The sequence below is a fragment of the Nocardioides sp. genome (assembly GCF_036274455.1).
Classification (GTDB): domain Bacteria; phylum Actinomycetota; class Actinomycetes; order Propionibacteriales; family Nocardioidaceae; genus Nocardioides.
On the sequence record NZ_DASUFR010000037.1, the window covers coordinates 1 to 18,167 of the forward strand.

15 protein-coding genes are annotated in these 18,167 nt (G+C 72.1%); 9 read left to right on the plus strand and 6 right to left on the minus strand.

What is annotated here, in order from left to right; translation table 11 throughout:
• Positions 1-130: 130 nt before the first annotated feature.
• Positions 131-1,063: an AraC family transcriptional regulator gene (locus VFV89_RS03580; protein WP_329704530.1), complete on the minus strand. Its 933-nt coding sequence runs from the start codon at positions 1,061-1,063 to the stop codon at positions 131-133.
• Positions 1,064-1,178: 115 nt separating this feature from the next.
• Between VFV89_RS03580 and VFV89_RS03585 the strand changes: the two genes are divergently transcribed.
• The 8 genes from VFV89_RS03585 (at position 1,179) to VFV89_RS03620 (ending at position 11,349) form a co-directional block, all read left to right on the plus strand.
• The gene (locus VFV89_RS03585; protein ID WP_329704531.1) at positions 1,179-1,691 is read left to right on the plus strand and encodes a hypothetical protein; all 513 of its coding nucleotides are present in this window, start codon (positions 1,179-1,181) and stop codon (positions 1,689-1,691) included.
• A gap of 60 nt (positions 1,692-1,751) precedes the next feature.
• Entirely contained in the window at positions 1,752-3,626 is a 1,875-nt protein-coding gene (locus VFV89_RS03590) for a Na+/H+ antiporter (RefSeq protein WP_329704532.1), read from the plus strand.
• A 164-nt stretch (positions 3,627-3,790) separates the two neighbouring features.
• Complete coding sequence (locus VFV89_RS03595; RefSeq protein WP_329704533.1) at positions 3,791-5,086, plus strand: extracellular solute-binding protein; 1,296 nt, start codon at positions 3,791-3,793, stop codon at positions 5,084-5,086.
• 55 nt (positions 5,087-5,141) lie between these two features.
• Positions 5,142-6,077, plus strand: coding sequence for a sugar ABC transporter permease (locus VFV89_RS03600; protein ID WP_329704534.1), 936 nt, complete (start codon positions 5,142-5,144; stop codon positions 6,075-6,077).
• A 58-nt stretch (positions 6,078-6,135) separates the two neighbouring features.
• Positions 6,136-6,975, plus strand: a complete 840-nt coding sequence (locus VFV89_RS03605) for a carbohydrate ABC transporter permease (RefSeq protein WP_329704535.1) — start codon at positions 6,136-6,138, stop codon at positions 6,973-6,975.
• Between the two features lie 29 nt (positions 6,976-7,004).
• Positions 7,005-8,069, plus strand: a complete 1,065-nt coding sequence (locus VFV89_RS03610; protein WP_329704536.1) for a LacI family DNA-binding transcriptional regulator — start codon at positions 7,005-7,007, stop codon at positions 8,067-8,069.
• Positions 8,066-10,372 carry a glycoside hydrolase family 3 N-terminal domain-containing protein gene (locus tag VFV89_RS03615; protein ID WP_329704537.1) on the plus strand — a complete coding sequence of 769 codons (2,307 nt, stop codon included), beginning with the start codon at positions 8,066-8,068 and terminating at the stop codon, positions 10,370-10,372. The genes VFV89_RS03610 and VFV89_RS03615 overlap by 4 nt, the downstream gene beginning before the upstream one ends.
• An 11-nt stretch (positions 10,373-10,383) precedes the next feature.
• The gene (locus tag VFV89_RS03620) at positions 10,384-11,349 is read left to right on the plus strand and encodes an acetylxylan esterase (RefSeq protein ID WP_329704538.1); all 966 of its coding nucleotides are present in this window, start codon (positions 10,384-10,386) and stop codon (positions 11,347-11,349) included.
• On the opposite strand, the gene VFV89_RS03625 is transcribed toward VFV89_RS03620, so the two are convergent.
• Together VFV89_RS03625 and xylA are read right to left on the minus strand one after the other, a co-directional pair.
• Positions 11,346-12,626: a xylulokinase gene (locus VFV89_RS03625; RefSeq protein WP_329704539.1), complete on the minus strand. Its 1,281-nt coding sequence runs from the start codon at positions 12,624-12,626 to the stop codon at positions 11,346-11,348. The two genes, VFV89_RS03620 and VFV89_RS03625, sit on opposite strands and share 4 nt — an antisense overlap.
• Positions 12,627-12,636: 10 nt before the next feature.
• A complete protein-coding gene (xylA, locus tag VFV89_RS03630; protein ID WP_329704540.1) occupies positions 12,637-13,809 on the minus strand; it encodes a xylose isomerase in 1,173 nt (390 codons plus the stop codon).
• A gap of 66 nt (positions 13,810-13,875) precedes the next feature.
• Between xylA and VFV89_RS03635 the strand changes: the two genes are divergently transcribed.
• The gene (locus tag VFV89_RS03635) at positions 13,876-15,087 is read left to right on the plus strand and encodes an ROK family protein (protein ID WP_329704541.1); all 1,212 of its coding nucleotides are present in this window, start codon (positions 13,876-13,878) and stop codon (positions 15,085-15,087) included.
• A 2-nt stretch (positions 15,088-15,089) separates the two neighbouring features.
• Here VFV89_RS03635 and VFV89_RS03640 read toward each other — a convergent pair whose 3' ends face one another.
• The 3 genes from VFV89_RS03640 to VFV89_RS03650 form a co-directional block, all read right to left on the minus strand.
• On the minus strand, positions 15,090-15,932 hold the full coding sequence (locus tag VFV89_RS03640; protein ID WP_329704542.1) for an NAD(P)H-binding protein: 843 nt from the start codon (positions 15,930-15,932) through the stop codon (positions 15,090-15,092).
• Positions 15,933-16,093: 161 nt separating this feature from the next.
• On the minus strand, positions 16,094-17,299 hold the full coding sequence (locus tag VFV89_RS03645) for a cytochrome P450 (RefSeq protein WP_329704543.1): 1,206 nt from the start codon (positions 17,297-17,299) through the stop codon (positions 16,094-16,096).
• The gene (locus tag VFV89_RS03650; protein WP_329704544.1) at positions 17,296-17,820 is read right to left on the minus strand and encodes a gamma carbonic anhydrase family protein; all 525 of its coding nucleotides are present in this window, start codon (positions 17,818-17,820) and stop codon (positions 17,296-17,298) included. Before VFV89_RS03650 ends, VFV89_RS03645 begins: the two co-directional genes overlap by 4 nt.
• Positions 17,821-18,167: the final 347 nt, after the last annotated feature.

The window sequence follows — 18,167 nt, forward strand, 5'->3', positions numbered from 1 at the left end:
CCGTGCTCCGAGTGCGTGCATCGCAAGGCGCCGGAGCGACGCTCTACCTCTTCGTCCAGCGAGCGACGGCAACGCCGCGAGGTGCGCGCTCGGGGTGCGGAATTAGGTGCCGAGCTTTCGACGCGGGGCACTAGCTAGGGGTGGCGACCCAGACCATCGGGTCACCCCAGCCGAGCTCCTCGACGCCGTGCTTGGCGAGCGCGAGCACGACCAGGGTCCGGCGGTGTGCGGCGAAGGTGAGCACGTGCGCGATCATCCCGCCGTAGGTGAACACCTCGGCGGGCTCGCACAGGGCGTCGACGAAGGTGTCGTCGAGCCGCTCCTGCTCGACCACCTCGTGGACCTGGGCGAGGAACGCCGGGCCCTCGACGGCCAGCCGCTCGCGCATCGAGCTGACCGACTCGTGCTCCTCGACCGACCAGTCGTAGTCGCGCATGGCCACCGCTGCGTTCCACATCCCCATCTGGCCGATCAGCCGGGAGAGGAGCGAACGGATCGTCTGGCGGTCCTCGTCGACGTCGAGCTCGATCGGCTGGTCGAGCTGCTCGTCGGTCAGCCGGCCGGCCAGGCGCACCATCTCGCCGGTCAGCCAGATGTGGTGCTCGACCATGCGGGTCATCAGGTCCATCGCGGTCACCTTGTCTCGTGCAGGCAGCCGGAGGCTGCCGGGCGGGTGGAAGTGGACGTTGCTGGGCGCGGCGATGCGGATCCGCCCCGGCGACCTGCGCCAGGCCGCCGGCGCGACGCCGTACGCGCGGGTGAAGGCGCGGGTGAACGCCTCGTGCGAGCCGTAGCCGGCCTCGACCGCGATGTCGATCAGCGGTGCCGTGGTCGTGACCATGCGGTAGGCCGCGCGCTCGAGCAGGATCCGGCGGCGGAAGGCCTGGGGCGGCTCGCCGGCCACGCTGCGGATCATCCGGTCGAAGTGGTAGCGCGAGAAGTGGAACCGAGCCGCCCACTCCTCGCCGGTCGCGTCGCGGTCGCCGGTGTCGTCGAGCACCTGGGCCAGGTGGTCGACGAAGTCGGCGAAGGTGTCCGCGGCCACGGATCGACTTGGCGTCACCCGACGATCGTGAGGCATCGCGTCCGCTGCGCGCTTGATCCTGCTTGCGGGCGCTCGACGCCGTCGCCGTCGGGGCGGACGATGGGAGCGAGATCCCTACTACGTCGGAGCAGCCATGGACGCCCTGGTCAACTCACTCACCGAAGCCGAGCTCGGCGTCATCCGCGAGACGGACCGTGAGGCGATGGCGGGCCTCGACGAGGACGCCCTGCTCGACCTCCATCAACGCATCCGGCGAGAGCGGAACAAGTACCAGGGCCAGTACCGCCGCCAGGCGCGCGCCCGCGTCGCCGAGGTCGGTGGTCGCGGCGCTGCCCACGGCCGCAACCAGCGCGCCCGGGACAAGGCCGAGCTCTTCGAGGGTGCGCTGGCTCGGGTGAGCACCGCCCTGGCCAAGGCCGCCCGCGCCAGCGCCGCGGAGCTGCGGGCCGAGCGCCTGGTGGCGGCGCGGGAGGCGCGGGCCGCGGCGGCGCCCCGCTCGGCACCTCGTTCGGCAGCGCAGCCGCGGCCGGCCGCGGTCAAGCCCTCCCCGAAGCCCCGCCCGACCAAGACCACGGGCCGCCAGCTCCACGACGCCTCCGTCGCGTCGGCAGGGCGACGGCGGCAGGCGCGCCGCGACAGCCGCTGAGCCGCCTCCCGATTGCGCCCTGAACGAACGGGTTAGGAGCGCGGGGCGTCGGTCGGGAGAATGTCGGCCGTGGAGATCACGGCCCTGCTCTGCGGCCTGGCCGTGGGCGTACTCGTCTGTACCTGGGTGTCGGAGAAGATCGACGTCCCCGCGCCGTTCCTGCTGATCCTGGTGGGCATCGCGGGGTCGTACATCCCCTTCGTGCCCGACGTCGAGCTCTCCGAGGAGATCGTGCTCTTCGGGCTGCTGCCGCCGTTGCTCTACGCCGCCGCCCAGGGCACGTCGCTGGTCGACTTCAGGGCCAACCGGCGAGCGATCCTGCTGCTCTCGGTCGGCCTGGTGGCGTTCACGGCACTCGGGGTCGGCTGGGTGGCGCACGCGCTGCTGCCCGGGATCTCGTGGTCGATCGCGATCGCGATCGGCGCCGTGGTCGCACCGCCGGACGCCGTCGCCGCCACCGCGATCGGCCGTCGGATCGGGCTGCCCCGGCGGATCGTCACGATCCTCGAGGGCGAGTCGCTGCTCAACGACGCCACGGCCCTGGTCGCGCTGGGCACGGCGCTCGCGGTGGCGGACGGCGACGGCTTCAGCCCGGGGAAGGTGGGGCTCGACTTCCTGCTGGCCGCGGGCGGGGGCGTCCTCGTCGGCCTCGTGGCCTACAAGGTGGTCGCGGTCTTCCGCAGGCACCTCGACGACCCGGTCCTCGACAGCGCTCTGTCGCTGGTGGTCCCCTTCGCGGCGTACGCGATCGGCGAGGAGGTGCACGCCTCGGGGGTCATCGCGGTCGTCGTGGCCGGCCTGCTGCTCGGGCACAAGGCGCCGATCCTGCAGACCGCGCAGTCGCGGATCGCCGAGCGGCTGAACTGGCGCACGATCGCCTTCGTCCTGGAGAACACCGTCTTCCTGCTGATCGGTCTCCAGGCCCGGAGCATCGTGCAGGGCGCCGGGAACGGCGAGCTCTCGTGGGGCCGGATCATCGCGGTCTGCGCGGCCACCCTCGTTGGGTGCATCGTCCTCCGGCTGGCGTGGGTGTTCCCGGCGCGCTACCTCATCGTCCGGCCAGGTCCGGACCCGCTCACCGGCCGCCGGCCGCCGTGGACCTTCACCTTCGTGCTCGGCTGGGCCGGGATGCGGGGCGTGGTCACGCTGGCCGCGGCGTTCGTCATCCCCGAGGACACGCGCTACCGCGAGGTGCTGCTGCTGATGGCGTTCACCGTGGTCGCGGGAACCCTCCTCCTCCAGGGCACGACCCTGCCCTGGATCGCCCGCCGGCTGCGGGTCCCGGGGCCGGACCCGGCCGAGGACGCGCTGGCCCGGGCCACGCTGCTGCAGCAGGCATCCAAGGCGGCGCTGCACCGGCTCGAGGAGCTCGAGTACGACGACAGCCAGGGTGTGGTCGACCTGATCCGGCAGCGGCTCGACCAGCGCAACTTCGCGGCCTGGGAGCGGCTCAGCACCGTCGCCGATCGCGAAGCCCCCAGCGACCTCTACGCCCGGATCCGGCTCTCGCTGCTCGACGCCGAGCGGACCAAGGTGCTGAAGATCCGGGAGACGGGCAAGGTCGACTCCGAGGTCGTGGCCGACGTGCTGGCGCTGCTCGACGTCGAGGAGTCGATGCTCGACGTCGCCACCGCGGAGCGCGAGGAGCTGCAGGAGTACTCCAAGGTGCGGCGTACCGGCTACAGCTGCGCGGACCTGGACCACTACCGCGTCGTGGAGACGACACCCGACCCGGTCTGCCAGCGCTGCCTCGACGAGGGGCTCGAGTGGGTGTCGATGCGGCAGTGCCTCGAGTGCGGCAACCTGGCGTGCTGCGACTCCTCGATCGGGCAGCACGCGACCAAGCACTTCCACGAGACCACCCACCCGGTGATGGAGACCGCGGAGCCCGGGGAGAACTGGAGGTGGTGCTTCGTGCACCACACCACGGCCTGAGGCCGGCGCTGCTTGCCGAGTGGGACTCCGGGGCGGTCGACGGGCGTGGGCGATGTTTGGAAAACGTTATCGATAACGATTGACAACGCGCCTCGGCCGGTGGCACGTTCTCCGCGTTGTGGTCGACGTCACGACGGCGCGGCCGGATGAAGGAGCTATCCAGGATGCTGAGGAACAGGCGAGGAAGGGCGCTCGGGCTGCTCTGCGCGGGTGCGCTGATGATGGGCGCGGCGGCGTGCGGAAGCGACGACGACTCGTCAGGGTCGTCGGGCTCCACCACGATCACGTGGTGGCACAACTCCAACAACGACCCGGGCAAGAGCTACTACGAGCAGGTGGCCAAGGACTTCGAGGCCGACCACCCGGGCGTGAAGATCAAGATCAGTGCCATGGCGCACGAGGACATGGTCGACAAGCTGGATGCGGCCTTCCAGAGTGGCGACATCCCGGACGTCTACATGGAGCGGGGTGGCGGCGAGCTCGCCGACCACGTCGACGCCGGCATGGTGCGTGACCTCTCCGACGACGCCGCGGACGAGATCGCCAAGATCGGCGGGTCTGCCGCCGGCTGGCAGATCGACGGCAAGACCTACGCGCTGCCGTTCTCCATGGGCGTCGTGGGCTTCTGGTACAACACCGACCTCTTCGCCCAGGCGGGCATCACCGAGACGCCGACCACGATGGACGAGCTCTACGCCGACATCGCGACCCTCAAGGACGCGGGCATCACGCCGCTCTCGGTGGGTGCCGGTGACAAGTGGCCGGCCGCGCACTACTGGTACTACACCTCCCTGCGCTCGTGCCCCGAGGACGTCCTCAAGGACGCCGTGACCAGCCTGGACTTCTCCGACCCGTGCTTCGTCAAGGCCGGCGAGGTGGTCCAGGACCTGCTGGCCACCAAGCCGTTCAACGCCGGCTTCCTCACCACCAAGGCACAGGAGGGTGCGACCTCCGCCTCCGGGCTGCTGGCCACCGGCAAGGTAGCGATGGAGCTGCAGGGCCACTGGGAGCCCGGCGTCATGCAGGGGCTGACCGATGACGGCAACGGGCTCGGTGACAAGACCGGATGGTTCCCGTTCCCGGCGGTCGACGGCGGAGCCGGTGACCCGACGGACGCGCTCGGCGGCGGCGACGCGTGGGGCGTGTCCGAGAAGGCGCCGGACGTGGCGGTCGACTTCGTGAAGTACCTGCTCTCGGACGAGGTCCAGAAGGGCTTCGCCTCCAACGACATGGGTCTGCCCACCAACCCTGCCGCCGGCAGCTCGGTGAAGGACCCGGCCCTCTCCGGTCTGCTCACCGTGCGTGACGACGCGCCGTACGTCCAGCTCTACTTCGACACGGCGTTCGGCACCTCCATCGGTGGCGCCATGAACGACGAGATCGCCCTGCTGTTCGCCGACCAGGCGTCTCCGCAGGACGTCGTGGACGCCACGCAAGAGGCGGCGGACCAGGAGAAGTGAGCTGACCGTGACCGACCCGGGCGCCGCTGCATCAACGGCTCCCACCCAACCCCAGGTGGCCACCCGGCGCGCGGACACGCGCCGGGTGGCCCCCCGGCCCGTCGGGGCCGGCTGGCGGCAACGGCTGGAGATCGCGTTCTTCGTGACCCCGGCCCTGGCGCTGATGGCCCTCTTCGTCGTCTGGCCGGTCGTGTCGGCGGTCCGCATGTCGTTCTACCGCTGGAAGGGCTTCGGCCCCATGGACGACTTCATCGGGCTCGACAACTACCGGCTCGTGCTCAACGACGACGTGTTCCGGCACGCCGTGCTGCACAACTTCATCATCGTGGGGCTCTCGGTCCTCATCCAGCTGCCGCTGGGGCTGGCCATCGCCCTGCTCCTCAACCGGCGGATCCGCGGCCGGGGGCTGCTCCGCACCATCGTCTTCGTGCCCTACGTGGTGGCCGAGGTGATCGCCGGCGTCGTGTGGTACCAGCTGCTCCAGCCCGAGTCGGGCGTCATCGACGGGCTGATCCGCAGCATCGGGCTGACCCCGCCCGAGCAGGGCTTCCTCGGCACCCCGAGCCTCGCGCTCGGCACGGTGTTCGTGGTGCTCACCTGGAAGTACCTCGGCCTCGCGATCCTGCTCTTCCTCGCCGGGCTGCAGGGCGTCCCTGACGAGCTCTACGAAGCCGCCCAGCTGGACGGGGCGAGCTGGTGGCAGGTCCAGCGACGGGTCGCCATCCCACTGCTGGGTCCGACCATGCGCACCTGGGCCTTCCTGTCCATGATCGGCTCGCTCCAGCTCTTCGACATGGTCTGGATCCTCACCGGCGGCGGCCCGGCCAACGCCACGACCACGATGGCGACGTACCTGATCACGATGGGCACCGCGCGGCACAACTACGGCATCGCAGGCGCCGCGTCGGTACTCCTGTTCGTGATCGGGTTCGCGATGGCCGTGCTCTACCAGCTGTTCGTCCTGCGCCGCGACAACTCCATCGAGCGGTGAGGAGCGATGAGGAGCGATGAGGAAGCGATGAGGAAGCGATGAGGAAGGGAGGGGACCGATGAGGTCAGCGCACACCAAGCCGTTCGGCTCGGGTGGTCCGCTGGTCTACCTGCTCGCGCTGGTGGCCGTGATCGTCACCCTGGGCCCGGTCGTCTACGGCGCCCTCGGGGGGTTCCGCAGCAACGAGCAGCTCGCCCGGGACCCGTCCGCGCTTCCGGACCCGTGGGTGTGGTCCAACTACAGCCACGTGGTGACCAACGCCGACTTCTGGCGCTACGCCCTGAACTCGACCGTGGTCGCGCTGATCACCACGGTGGTCGCCGTGTTCTTCGGCGTGATGGCTGCCTACCCCTTGGCGCGCTACCAGTTCCGGATGCGCGAACCGCTGTTCATGGTCTTCGTCCTCGGCCTGCTGTTCCCGGCGGCCGTCGCGATCATCCCGTTGTTCATCCTGGTGACGCGGGACCTGCACATGGAGAACTCCTTCCTGGGCGTCGCCCTCCCGCAGGCGGCATTCGCGCTGCCCATGACGGTGGTGATCCTCCGGCCGTTCCTGATGGCGTTGCCGCGTGAGCTCGAGGAGGCAGCGCTGATCGACGGAGCCTCGCGGATCGGCATCTTCTGGCGGCTCGCGCTGCCGCTGTCGGTGCCCGCGCTGGTCACCGTCGGCGTGCTGGCGTTCGTCGGGTCGTGGAACGCCTACCTGCTTCCGCTGCTCCTGCTGCAGGACGACATGCGTACGCTGCCGTTGGGCGTGGCCGACTACTCCAGCGAGCACTCGGCCGACACCGCTGGTGTGCTCGCGTTCACGACGCTCGCGATGGTTCCCGCGCTCATCCTGTTCCTCGCCCTCCAGCGGCGCATCGTCAGTGGACTGCAGGGTGCGGTGAAGGGCTGATGGATGACCGGTATCGGGAGGACGAGAGGGTGGAGGCGAGCGAGGGCGCCCAGGACCTGGCGCCCGTGACGGGTGCACGCACGGGTGGCAGCCGGGTGACGATGCAGGAGGTGGCCGCCGAGGCGGGCGTCTCGGTGTCGACCGTCTCAAAGGTGATCAACGGCCGCTACGGCGTATCCAGCGACACCGTCGAGAACGTCAACGCCGTGATCGAGCGCCTGGGCTACGAGGCCAGCCTGGTCGCGCGCAGCCTCCGCAACCATCGCACCAACGTCATCGGTGTGCTGGTCGCCGACTTCGAGCCGTTCAGCGTGGAGGTGCTCAAGGGCGCCGCGAACGCCATCCACGGCTCCGGCTTCGAGCTCGTCGCCTACTCCTCCGGCGGCCGGGTCGACGAGCACGTCGGCTGGGAACGGCGCTACCTCTCGCGGCTGATGGGCACGCTGGTCGACGGCGCGGTGCTGGTGACACCGACGGTCACCGACGTCCAGTTCGACGGCCCGATCGTCGCGGTCGACCCCCACACCGGCCCCTCCCGTCTCCCGACGGTGACCGCCGACAACCTCCAGGGTGCCCGGCTCGGCGTGGGGCACCTGATCGACCTCGGCCACACCCGCATCGGGATGATCACCGGCCGGGCCGACCTCGTCTCCGCCCAGCGCCGTGAGCAGGGCTACCGAGAGGCGCTCCGGGCGGCCGGCCTCCCCGTGGACGAGACCCTGGTGCGCAACGGCGCCTTCGAGCCCGAGCCGGCACATGTGGCGGCTCGGGAGCTGCTCACGCTGCCCGAGCCACCCACCGCGATCTTCGCGGCCAACGACCTGTCGGCACTCGAGACCCTCGAGGTCGCGGCCGAGCTCGGTGTCCGCGTGCCCGACCAGCTCTCGGTGGTCGGCTTCGACAACATCCCCGAGTCGGCCCTCGCCGACCCACCCCTGACCACCGTCGAGCAGCCGATCCGCCGGATGGGCCACGACGCGATCGAGATGCTGACCGAGCTGATCCGCGGCGGCGTCCTGGCGGAGCCACACGTGACGGTGGAGACCAGGCTCGAGGTGCGTCGTTCGACCGCACCCCCGATGGAGATCCGATGACCGATGCCATGGCGGCGACCGCTGCCGACACCTGGCAGGACCCTGCCCTCCCGGTGGCGACCCGGGTCAGCGACCTGATGTCGCGCATGACCCTCCGGGAGAAGGTCGCCCAGCTGTCCGGGCTGTGGGGCATCGACCCCGAGGTCGGCGAGATGGCCCCGATGCTGCGCGACGCCATGGGTGTCCAGACCTGGGAGCAGGCCATCGCCGACGGGCTCGGCCAGCTCACCAGGCCGTTCGGCTCGGCGCCGGTCGAGTCGGCCGAGGGGCTGCGCGCCCTGGCCGAGCGGCAGCGTGCGGTGATGGCGGCGAACCGGTTCGGCATCCCCGCCCAGGTGCACGAGGAGATCCTGACCGGGCTGGCGGCCTGGCGGGCGACGATCTTCCCCTCGCCGCTGTGCTGGGCGGCCTCGTTCGACCCGGCCCTCGTGGAGCAGATGGGTGCGCGGATCGGCGACACCATGAGCGCGCTGGGCGTCCACCAGGGCATGGCGCCGGTCCTCGACGTCGTGCGCGACCTGCGCTGGGGACGGGTCGAGGAGACGATGGGCGAGGACCCCTTCCTGGTGGGGCTGATCGGCAGCGCCTACGTCCGCGGCGTGCAGAGTGCGGGTCTCGTCGCGACCGTCAAGCACTTCGTGGGCTACTCCGCCTCCCGGGCGGCCCGGAACCTGGCACCGGTCTCGATGGGCCCTCGCGAGCTTGCCGACGTGATGCTCCCGCCGTTCGAGATGACCATCAGGGCTGGGGTCCGGTCGGTGATGAACTCCTACACCGACCTCGACGGCGTGCCGACCGCGGCGGACGACACCATCCTCACCGACCTGCTGCGTGACACCCTCGGCTTCACCGGCACCGTGTCCGCCGACTACTTCTCGATCGCGTTCCTCGAGACGCTGCACCACCTCGCTGCGAGCCCGGGGGAGGCCGCGGCCCTCGCCCTCGCTGCGGGCATCGACGTCGAGCTGCCGGCCGTCAACACCTACGGCGAGCCGCTGCTGGCCGCGGTGGCGAGCGGTGCGGTCGACGAGGCGCTGGTGGACCGGGCGCTGTGCCGGGTGCTGACCCAGAAGTGCGAGCTCGGTCTGCTCGACCCCGGCTGGGCGCCCGCGGAGCCGAGGGAGGTCGACCTCGACCCGCCGGCATCGCGTGCGGTCGCACTCGAGCTCGCCCGGCGCTCCATGGTGCTGCTCGCCAACGACGGCACCCTGCCGTTGCGCGAGGGCGCCCGGGTCGCCGTGGTCGGGCCGCGCGCGGACACGCCGGAGGCGATGGTGGGCTGCTACTCCTTCCCGCGCCACGTCCTGCTGCACTACCCCGGGCTCGAGCTCGGCGTCGACATCCCCACGGTGCGGGAGGCGCTCGCTGAGAGCTTCGACGTCACCCACGCCCTGGGCTGCCCGGTCCTCGGCGGCACCGACGAGGACATCGCCGAGGCCGCCGCCCGCGCGGCGCAGGCGGAGGTCTGCGTCACCGTGCTGGGTGACGAGGCGGGTCTGTTCGGCAACGGCACCTCGGGCGAGGGCTGCGACGTCAGCGACCTGCGCCTGCCGGGCCGGCAGGAGGAGCTGCTGGAGGCGCTGCTCGCGACGGGCACGCCGGTCGTGGTGGTGCTCCTCGTCGGGCGTCCCTACGACCTGAGCCGGCAGGCCGACCGCCTGGCCGGGCTGGTCTGCGGGTTCTTCCCCGGGGAGGAGGGCGGGCGCGCAGTCGCCGACGTGCTGAGCGGAAGGGTCAACCCCTCCGGCCGGCTCCCGGTGGGCTTCCCTGGCCCCGGCTCGTCCCAGCCCGCGCCGTACCTCGCGGCCGCCCTGGGCCAGCGCAACGAGGTGACGGTCGTCGACCCCACGCCGCTGTTCCCGTTCGGCCACGGGCTGTCCTACGCCTACCCGACCTGGCAGTCGGTGAGGGCGTCCGCCGGGGCGTGGGCCACCGACGGCTCGATCGAGCTCGAGGTCCGGCTGGCCAACGAGACCGACCGGGACGTGTCCGAGGTCGTGCAGGTCTACCTCCACGACCCGGAGGCCTCGGTCGTGCGGCCGGTCCAGCAGCTGGTCGCCGCGGCCCGGGTGGACCTCGCACCGGGCGAGCGCCGCCGGGCGTGCTTCGTGCTGCACGCCGACCTCACCTCGTTCACGGGCCGGGAGCTGTTCCGAATCGTGGAGCCCGGTGCGGTCGAGCTCCGGGTGGGCGCCTCGAGCGCCGACATCCGCCACGCCGTCCCGCTCGAGCTCGTCGGCCCGGCCCGGCAGGTAGGCGCGGACCGCGTGCTCGAGCCGCGCGTCACCATCACCACTGACTGACCGGGCACCGGATGCAGTACGACTGGCCGCTCGAGCAGCTGCGGGACTATCGCCCTGCCGCCGCTGCCCCCGCGGACCTGGTGGAGTTCTGGCGCGAGACGCTCGATGGGCCGACGTCCACTGCCCAGTCGGTCGCACGCGTCGAGTCGGGGCTGGTGGCGGTCGAGACCTACGACGTCACCTTCGAGGGATTCGGCGGCGACCCCGTCCGGGCCTGGCTGCACCTGCCCGCCAGGTCGCTGCGGTCCGAGCCGCTGCCCGGCGTGGTCCAGTACCAGGGCTACAACGGCGGCCGCGGCCTCGCTCACGAGCACGTCTTCTGGGCCACCGCCGGCTTCGCCCACCTGGTGGTCGACACCCGCGGCCAGGGGAGTGGCTGGACCACCGGGGCCACCGCTGACAGCGTCGGCTCGGGTCCCTCCCAGCCCGGCTTCCTCACCCGCGGCATCGACGATCCGCGCCAGTACTTCTACCGGCGGGCGTACGCCGACGCCGTGCGAGCCCTGGACGTGCTGCGCAGCCACGAGCTCGTGGACCCCGCGCGGGTGGTGGTGGCCGGAGCCAGCCAGGGCGGCGGGCTCGCGCTGGCGGTGGCCGCGCTGGTGCCCGGTGACGTCGCGGGTCTCCTGTGTGACGTGCCGTTCCTGTGCGACTTCCGGCGCGCCGTCGCGGTGGCCCAGACCGATCCCTACCTCGAGCTGGTGCGCTACCTCGCCGCCCACCGTGACGCCGAGGAGACCGTCTTCGCCACGCTGTCCTACGTCGACGGCATCGTGCTGGCGCCGCACGCCACGGCGCCCGCGCTGTTCTCGGTGGCCCTGATGGACCAGACCTGCCCGCCGTCCACGGTGTTCGCGGCCTACCACGCCTATGCCGGCCCGAAGGCGATCGAGGTCTACCCCTACAACGACCACGAGGGCGGCGAGGCCCACCAGCGCACCCGCCAGCTGGCCTGGCTGCGCGACCGCTTCGACTAGAGCAGGTCGGCGGCCTGGCGGGCCGCACCGAGGGCGACGTACTCCGCGAAGGGCGGGGTGTGCACGGGCACCCCGAGCAGCTCGGGAGCGAGCTCGCGCAGCGCGCGGGACCGGGCGCCGCCGCCGACGAGCGTCACCTCCCGCGCCTCCACGCCCTGGGCCTGGATCGCGCCCAGGGCTCCGGCCAGGAGGGTGAGCAGCCCCTCGACCGCGGCGCGGGCGAGGTTCTCCCGGGTCAGGTTGGACAGCGTCATCTGCGCGAGCGTCCCGGTGGCGTCCGGCAGGTTGGGGGTGCGCTCGCCCTCCAGGTACGGCGTGTAGACGAGCCCCCCGGCGCCGGCACCGGCCGCGAGCGCCAGCGCGTCCAGTCCGTCGTGGTCGACCCCCAGCAGCCGGGCCGCGGAGTCGAGTACCCGCGAGCCGTTGAGCGTGGCGGCGAGCGGGAGGTGGTGGCCCGTCGCGTCCGCGAAGCCGGCCACCAGGCCGGTGGCGTCGTGGGTGGGAGTCTTCGAGACGGCGGCGACCACGCCGCTGGTGCCCACCGAGAGCATCACGTCACCCGGCTGGAGCCCGAGGCCGAGGGCGGCACCGGCGTTGTCCCCGGCGCCTGGACCGAGGAGCAGGGGGCCGTCGACCGCCTCGGTCGGCCCGAGCACGCGTGGCAGCACCACGTCGTCGCGGCCGAGCGCCCGGCCGAGCAGGTCGCGGCGGTACTCGTCGGCGACCGGGTCGAAGTAGCCGGTGCCCGAGGCCTCGGAGCGGTCGGTGGTCAGGTCGTCGAGCGCGCGGGTGCCGCCCAGCGACGAGCGCAGCCGCCAGGTGAGCCAGTCGTGCGGCAGCGCGACCGCGGCCACCTTCCTGGCGTTCTCCGGCTCGTGCTCGGCCAGCCAGCGCAGCTTGGTCACCGTGAACGACGCGACCGGGACCGAGCCGGTGGCCTGCGCCCACGTCGCAGCACCCAGCTCGTCGACGAGCTCGGCCGCGGCAGCCGCGGAGCGGGTGTCGTTCCACAGCAGTGCGTCTCGGACCACCCGGCCGTCCTCGTCGAGGGCAACGAGCCCGTGCTGCTGGCCGGCCACGGAGAGCGCGGTGACGTCGTCCAGCCCGCCGGCCTCTGCGACCGCCTGCTGGAGCGCCCGCCACCAGGCCTCCGGGTCGACCTCGGTGCCGTCCGGGTGCGGCGCCGTGCCGTGCCGGACCACCTCGCCCGACTCGGTGTCGACGACGAGGACCTTGCAGGACTGGGTCGAGGAGTCGACCCCGGCGACCAGGCTCATGCGTGGGCGCTCACCCGAGCAGGTGCTCCACGGCGAGCTGCTGGAGCCGGACGAAGCCGAAGTCCCGCTCGGCCGCGTGGTCGGCGTCGAACCCGTCGTCGGCCTTCCGGAACTCCTCCAGCGACTCGCCGTCCGCGATGGTCCGGGTGGCCAGGTCCAGTACGCCGGCGTACTCGAGCGCTTCGGTGACCCGCGGGTCGGCCCGGAACGCCTTCGCCTTCTCCGCGAGCATCAGGTAGGTCGCCATGTTGGCTCGCGCCGACTCCCACACCCCGTCGAGGTGCTCGGTGCGCGAGGGCTTGTAGTCGAAGTGCCGCGGGCCGTCGTAGGTCGGTCCGCCCGACGGGAAGCCGTTCTCGAGCAGGTCGACGGTGAAGAACGCCGACATCAGGTCGCCGTGGCCGAAGACCAGGTCCTGGTCGTACTTGAGCCCCCGCTGGCCGTTGAGGTCGATGTGGAAGAGCTTGCCGCTCCACAGCGCCTGGGCCAGCGCGTGGGTGTAGTTGAGGTTGGCCATCTGCTCGTGGCCGACCTCCGGGTTGAGCCCGACGATGTCGCCGTGCTCGAGCTCGGCGATCAGCGCCAGCGCGTGGCCGACGGTCGGGAGGAAGATGTCGCCGCGCGGCTCGTTGGGCTTGGGCTCCAGCCCGATCCGCAGCCCGTAGTCCTGGCTCTTGATGTAGCCGGCGACCGTGTCGAGCCCCTCCTTGTAGCGTTCGAACGCCGCGTGCACGTCCTTCGACGCGTCGTACTCCGCGCCCTCACGGCCGCCCCACATCACGAACGTGGTCGCGCCGACCTCGGCGGCGAGGTCGACCGCGTCGAGGATCTTGCGCAGCCCGAACCGGCGCACGCCGCGGTCGTTGGAGGTCAGCCCGCCGTCCTTGAAGACCGGGTGGGTGAAGGTGTTGGTGGTGACCATCTCGATCACCAGCCCGGCACTGTCGGCGGCCTGCTTCAGCCGGTCGACGCGCTCCCGCTTCGTGGCCTCGTCAGAGCCGAAGGGGAACACGTCGTTGTCGTGGAAGGTGATGCCCCACGCGCCGAGCTCGGCCAGCTTCTCGGCGTACTCCCACGGGTCGAGCATCGGGCGGGTCGCGGTGCCGAACGGGTCCGCGCCGGGCCAGCCGACGGTCCACAGGCCGAAGGAGAAGTGGTCTTCCGGGCGAGGTTCACGAGTCATCTGGGGGCTCCCATGGTATTTGTTGTGTCACCAAACATAATCCGTCGCCGCCGCTGAGGACAAGACATGGCCCGCACTCCTCCACCTGGGGCAGCCGCTGCGGCGCGGCAGGCCACGATCCGCGACACCAACCTCCGGCTGGTCCTCTCGACGGTGCTGGGCTCCGCGGAGCCGGTGTCACGCGCAGGAGTGGCCGGCGCCACGGCGCTCACCCGGTCGACAGTGTCCCGGCTGACCGACGAGCTTGTCGGCGCCGGCCTGGTCGACGAGCTCGAGCCGCTGCGCGCCCCGGGCAGGGGCCGCCCGGGCACGCCGCTCGTGGCAGGGCGAGGGGTCGCGGCGCTCGGCCTGCAGGTCAACCCCGGCTTCAGCGCCGCCCGGGTGGTCGATCTCCAGGGCCGCATCGTCGAGGAGCACCTCGTCACCGAGGACCTCGTCGGCAGCGACCCGGGCGAGGCGCTGCGGCGGATCGGTGAGCTCGCCCGGCGCCTGCGCCGCGGGCTCCCGCCGACGCTGCGGCTCGTCGGGGCCGGGCTGGCGCTCCCGGGCGTGGTCTCGGTCGAGGACGCCGTGCTGCTCAGCGCGCCGAACCTCGGCTGGTCGGAGGTCGACGTGCCGGCACTGCTCGACCTTCGAGCCCTCGGCAACCTCCCGCTCCGGGTGGCCAACGAGGCCGACCTGGCGGCCCGGACGGTCGCCGAGGTCGTCCCGGGGCGGTCGGGTCCGCTGTCGGACTTCGTCTACGTCTCGGGCGAGGTCGGCATCGGTGGGGCAGCGGTCATCGGCGGCCGGGTCTTCGCGGGACGGCACGGTTGGGCCGGTGAGATCGGGCACGTCGCCGTGGACCCGCGCGGCCCGGCCTGCCCGTGCGGCTCCACCGGCTGCCTCGAGCAGTACGCCGGCCGGCGGGCGATGCTCCGCACCGCGGGGCTGCCGGCCGGCGCCCCGATGGCGCTGCTGGCGCAGCGGGTCCGGTCGGGGGACGCCGCCGCACGGACGTCGCTGGACGCCGCCGCTCGCGCGCTGGGCGTGGCGCTGTCGAGCGTGCTCAACGTCCTCGACATCTCCACGGTCGTCCTGGGCGGCCACCTGGCGGAGACGGCCGAGCTCATCCGGCCCTCCCTCGAGCAGCACCTGCACGAGCGGGTGATCTCCGCGCTCTGGCTGCGGCCGGCCGTGGAGGTCGCGGGCCAGGACGACGCTCCTGGCGCCACCGGGGCGGCGTTCGCCGTGCTCGACGCGGTGATCGACCACCCGGCCGGCTGGGTCGACCGTTGACCTCAGGCGCCGGCGCTCTCCCGGATCGCCTCCTCGAGCGTCCGCGCCGGGTGGCCGCTCACGCGCTCCACGTCCTGGGTCACCTCGGCGGCCGAACCGTCCCTGATCGCGGTGTAGGTCGACACCCAGGCGTCGAGCTGCCAGTCCTCGGCGCCGTAGGCCGCCTTGCGTGAGGCGTAGGCCTCCTCGACGGTCTCGTCCTCGAAGCGCAGCGCCCTGCCGAGGACGGCCCCGGCGCGCGCGGCCACCTCGGTCAGCGTGAGTGCCTCCGGTCCGGTCAGCACGTGGGTCGCGTTCGCATGGTCGGCGGGAGCCCGGAGCACGGCCACGGCCACGTCGGCGACGTCGGCCCGGGCCACCGCGGCCACCCGGCCGTCGCCGGCGGGGCCGCGGATCACACCCTCCCGGTCGGCGAAGTAGGGCAGCAGGTCGCTGTAGAAGTTGTCGCGCAGGAACGTGAAGGTCATCCCGGTCTCGCGGATCGCCTGCTCGGCGTCCCAGTGGTCGCGCCCCAGCGTGAACGTCGCGTCCGGGGCCGCGCCGGCGAACGAGGTGTAGACGATGTGGGCCACGCGGGCGTCCGCGGCTGCCCGGATGAAGCTGCGGTGCTGGTCGCGCCGGTCGACGGCCTCGGCGGCCGAGACCATGAACAGCGTGTCGACGCCGGTCAGTGCCTGCACCGCGGCCGCGTGGTCGGCGTAGTCGCACACGCGCACGTCGGTGTCGTAGGCGGGCGCCCGGGCCGGGTCGCGGACCACGAGCCGGAAGTCGTTGCGCATGTCGTCGGCGAGGGCGCGCGCCACCCGCCCTCCGACGGCGCCGGTGGCGCCGGTGATCGCAAGCATCAGGCCGTGTCTCCCAAGTCGTGGTGGATGCCGGCGTCGTCCAGGCGCGCGATGGCAAGGCGCAGGGGCGCGCGCAGACTGGGCGTCTTCGAAGCGACTGCAACGCCGCCAGCGCGGGATCTGGGCGGCGTCCGGCGCCGCCAGGACTTTGGTGACACGGCCTATTCCTCCCGGGGTGGGGTCGGTCGGAAGCGGATCGGGAACGACACCGCACCGGTGTTCCCTGACACCGGCAACCACACCCCGGGCCCGTCGCATTCCGCCTCCGGCATCCGCTGGGCCAGCAGCGGCAGCGCGACCGCCATGTCGGTGCGGGCCACGAAGTGGCCGAGGCAGTGGTGGATGCCGGCGCCGAAGCCGTGGTGCGGCGGCCGCTGCTCGGTGATGTCGAAGCTCGGGTCCGATACGGCGCGCGGGTCGGTGCCGGCGCTGTGCGACAGCATCTGCACGATGCCGCCCGCCGGGATGTGCAGCCCCTGGAACTCCACGTCCTCGAGCGCCTCGCGGGTGACCCAGGTGACCGTCGGGTTGACCCGCATCACCTCCTCCACCGCGTTGCCGCCGAGCTCGGGACGCTCAGCCAGCAGCGCCCACTGGTCGGGATGCTTCAGCAGTGTCTGCAGCGCGAGACCGAGCTGGTTGCGGGTGGTCTCCATGCCGGCGAAGGCGAGGAACACCAGGGCCACTGACAGCTCGCGGTCGGTGAGCGTCCCCTCCGAGTCACGGGCCTGGACCAGCTTGGTCACCAGGTCGTCCCGAGGATGCGCGCGCCGGTCGGCCACGACCTCGTCGACGTAGCCCGTGAGCCCGGTCAGCGCCGCCTCGATCCGCGGCACCTGGTTGCCGACGTCGATCGAGAACGACGCGCCGAGGTCGTCGGCCCAGCGGGCGACCTGCGGCCAGTGGTCCTGCGGCAGCCCGAGCAGCAGGCAGATGATCCGGGCGGCGTACGGCTCGGCGAACTCGTGCACGAACTCCACCCGCCCGCTCGCCGAGAAGCCGTCGATCAGCTCGTTGGCGATGGCCTGGAACCTCGGCCGCATCTCGGCGATGACTCGGTTCTTGAACGCCGGGACCATCAGCCGCCGGATCCGGGCGTGGTCGTCGCCCTCGAGCGAGAGGAGCGTCTCCTGCCACCAGTCCGAGAACAGGCCGGAGTGGATCCCGTTCTGCGCCGGCCAGCGGGCGTTGCCCTGCCGGAAGCGCCGGTCGCGCAGCAGCGCGCTCACCTCGGCGTACCTCAGCACCGCCCAGCCCCACGTCGTCTCGACGTACCAGTCCTCCTCGCGGGCCTCGTGCACCTCCGCCGAGGTGACGTCGAAGTCCGGGTCGCCGAGGTCCCAGCGCCGGGTGGTCGGCGTGGTCATGCTTCGCCGAACCCGGCCAGGTAGCGACGGGCGAGCTCCTGGTACGCCGGCGGGTTGCCGTTGACCCACACCTCCGCGTTGCCGCCCTCGATCGGTCCCACCACCCGCGCCGGCGACCCCATGGCGAGCACGCCGTCGGGCAGCGCGGTCCCGCCGGTGACCAGCGCACCGGCCGCGACCAGCGTGCGGGCGCCGACCACCGCGTGGTCGAGCACGGTCGCGTGGTTGGCGACCAGTGCCTCACGGCCGACGGTGCAGGCGTGCACGACGCATCCGTGGCCGATGGTCGCGCCGGCGCCGATCTCGACCGGCCCGTCGTGTCCCGCGTGCAGCACTGAGCCGTCCTGCACGTTGGCTCCCTCCCGGACCACGATCGAGCCGAAGTCGGCGCGGAGCACCGCGTTGAACCACACCGAGGCGCCGGCCTCGACGGTCACGTCGCCGATCAGCGAGGCGGTCGGCGCGACGAAGGCGGTCGGATGGATCGTCGGGGACTTGCCCTCGAAGGAGTAGAGCGGCACGGGTCGACCCTAAGGCCCGGTACTCGCTACCGCGCACGGCCGATCGGCCGTCGGGTCCTGCACCGCATCGCAGTCACCGCGTGACCGAGATCCGGTGCAGATGCACCGCAAATTCGGCTCTTATGACCTATCCGTGGGTGGGCGGCCGCGCGCGTAGCACGCCGCAACCCGCCCTCAAGGATGCCTTCGGCACCGCTGCGCGGCCGCCCGGCTTTGCCGAGGTTCTCCGGCACCAGGTGCCGATCTCCCTCGGCAAACCCACCGACCAGGGCTGGTGGTAGGCGCGCGGGCACCCACGGGTCCCTACAAGAGCTGCATTTCAGTCACGTGGTGGCTGAGATGCGGTG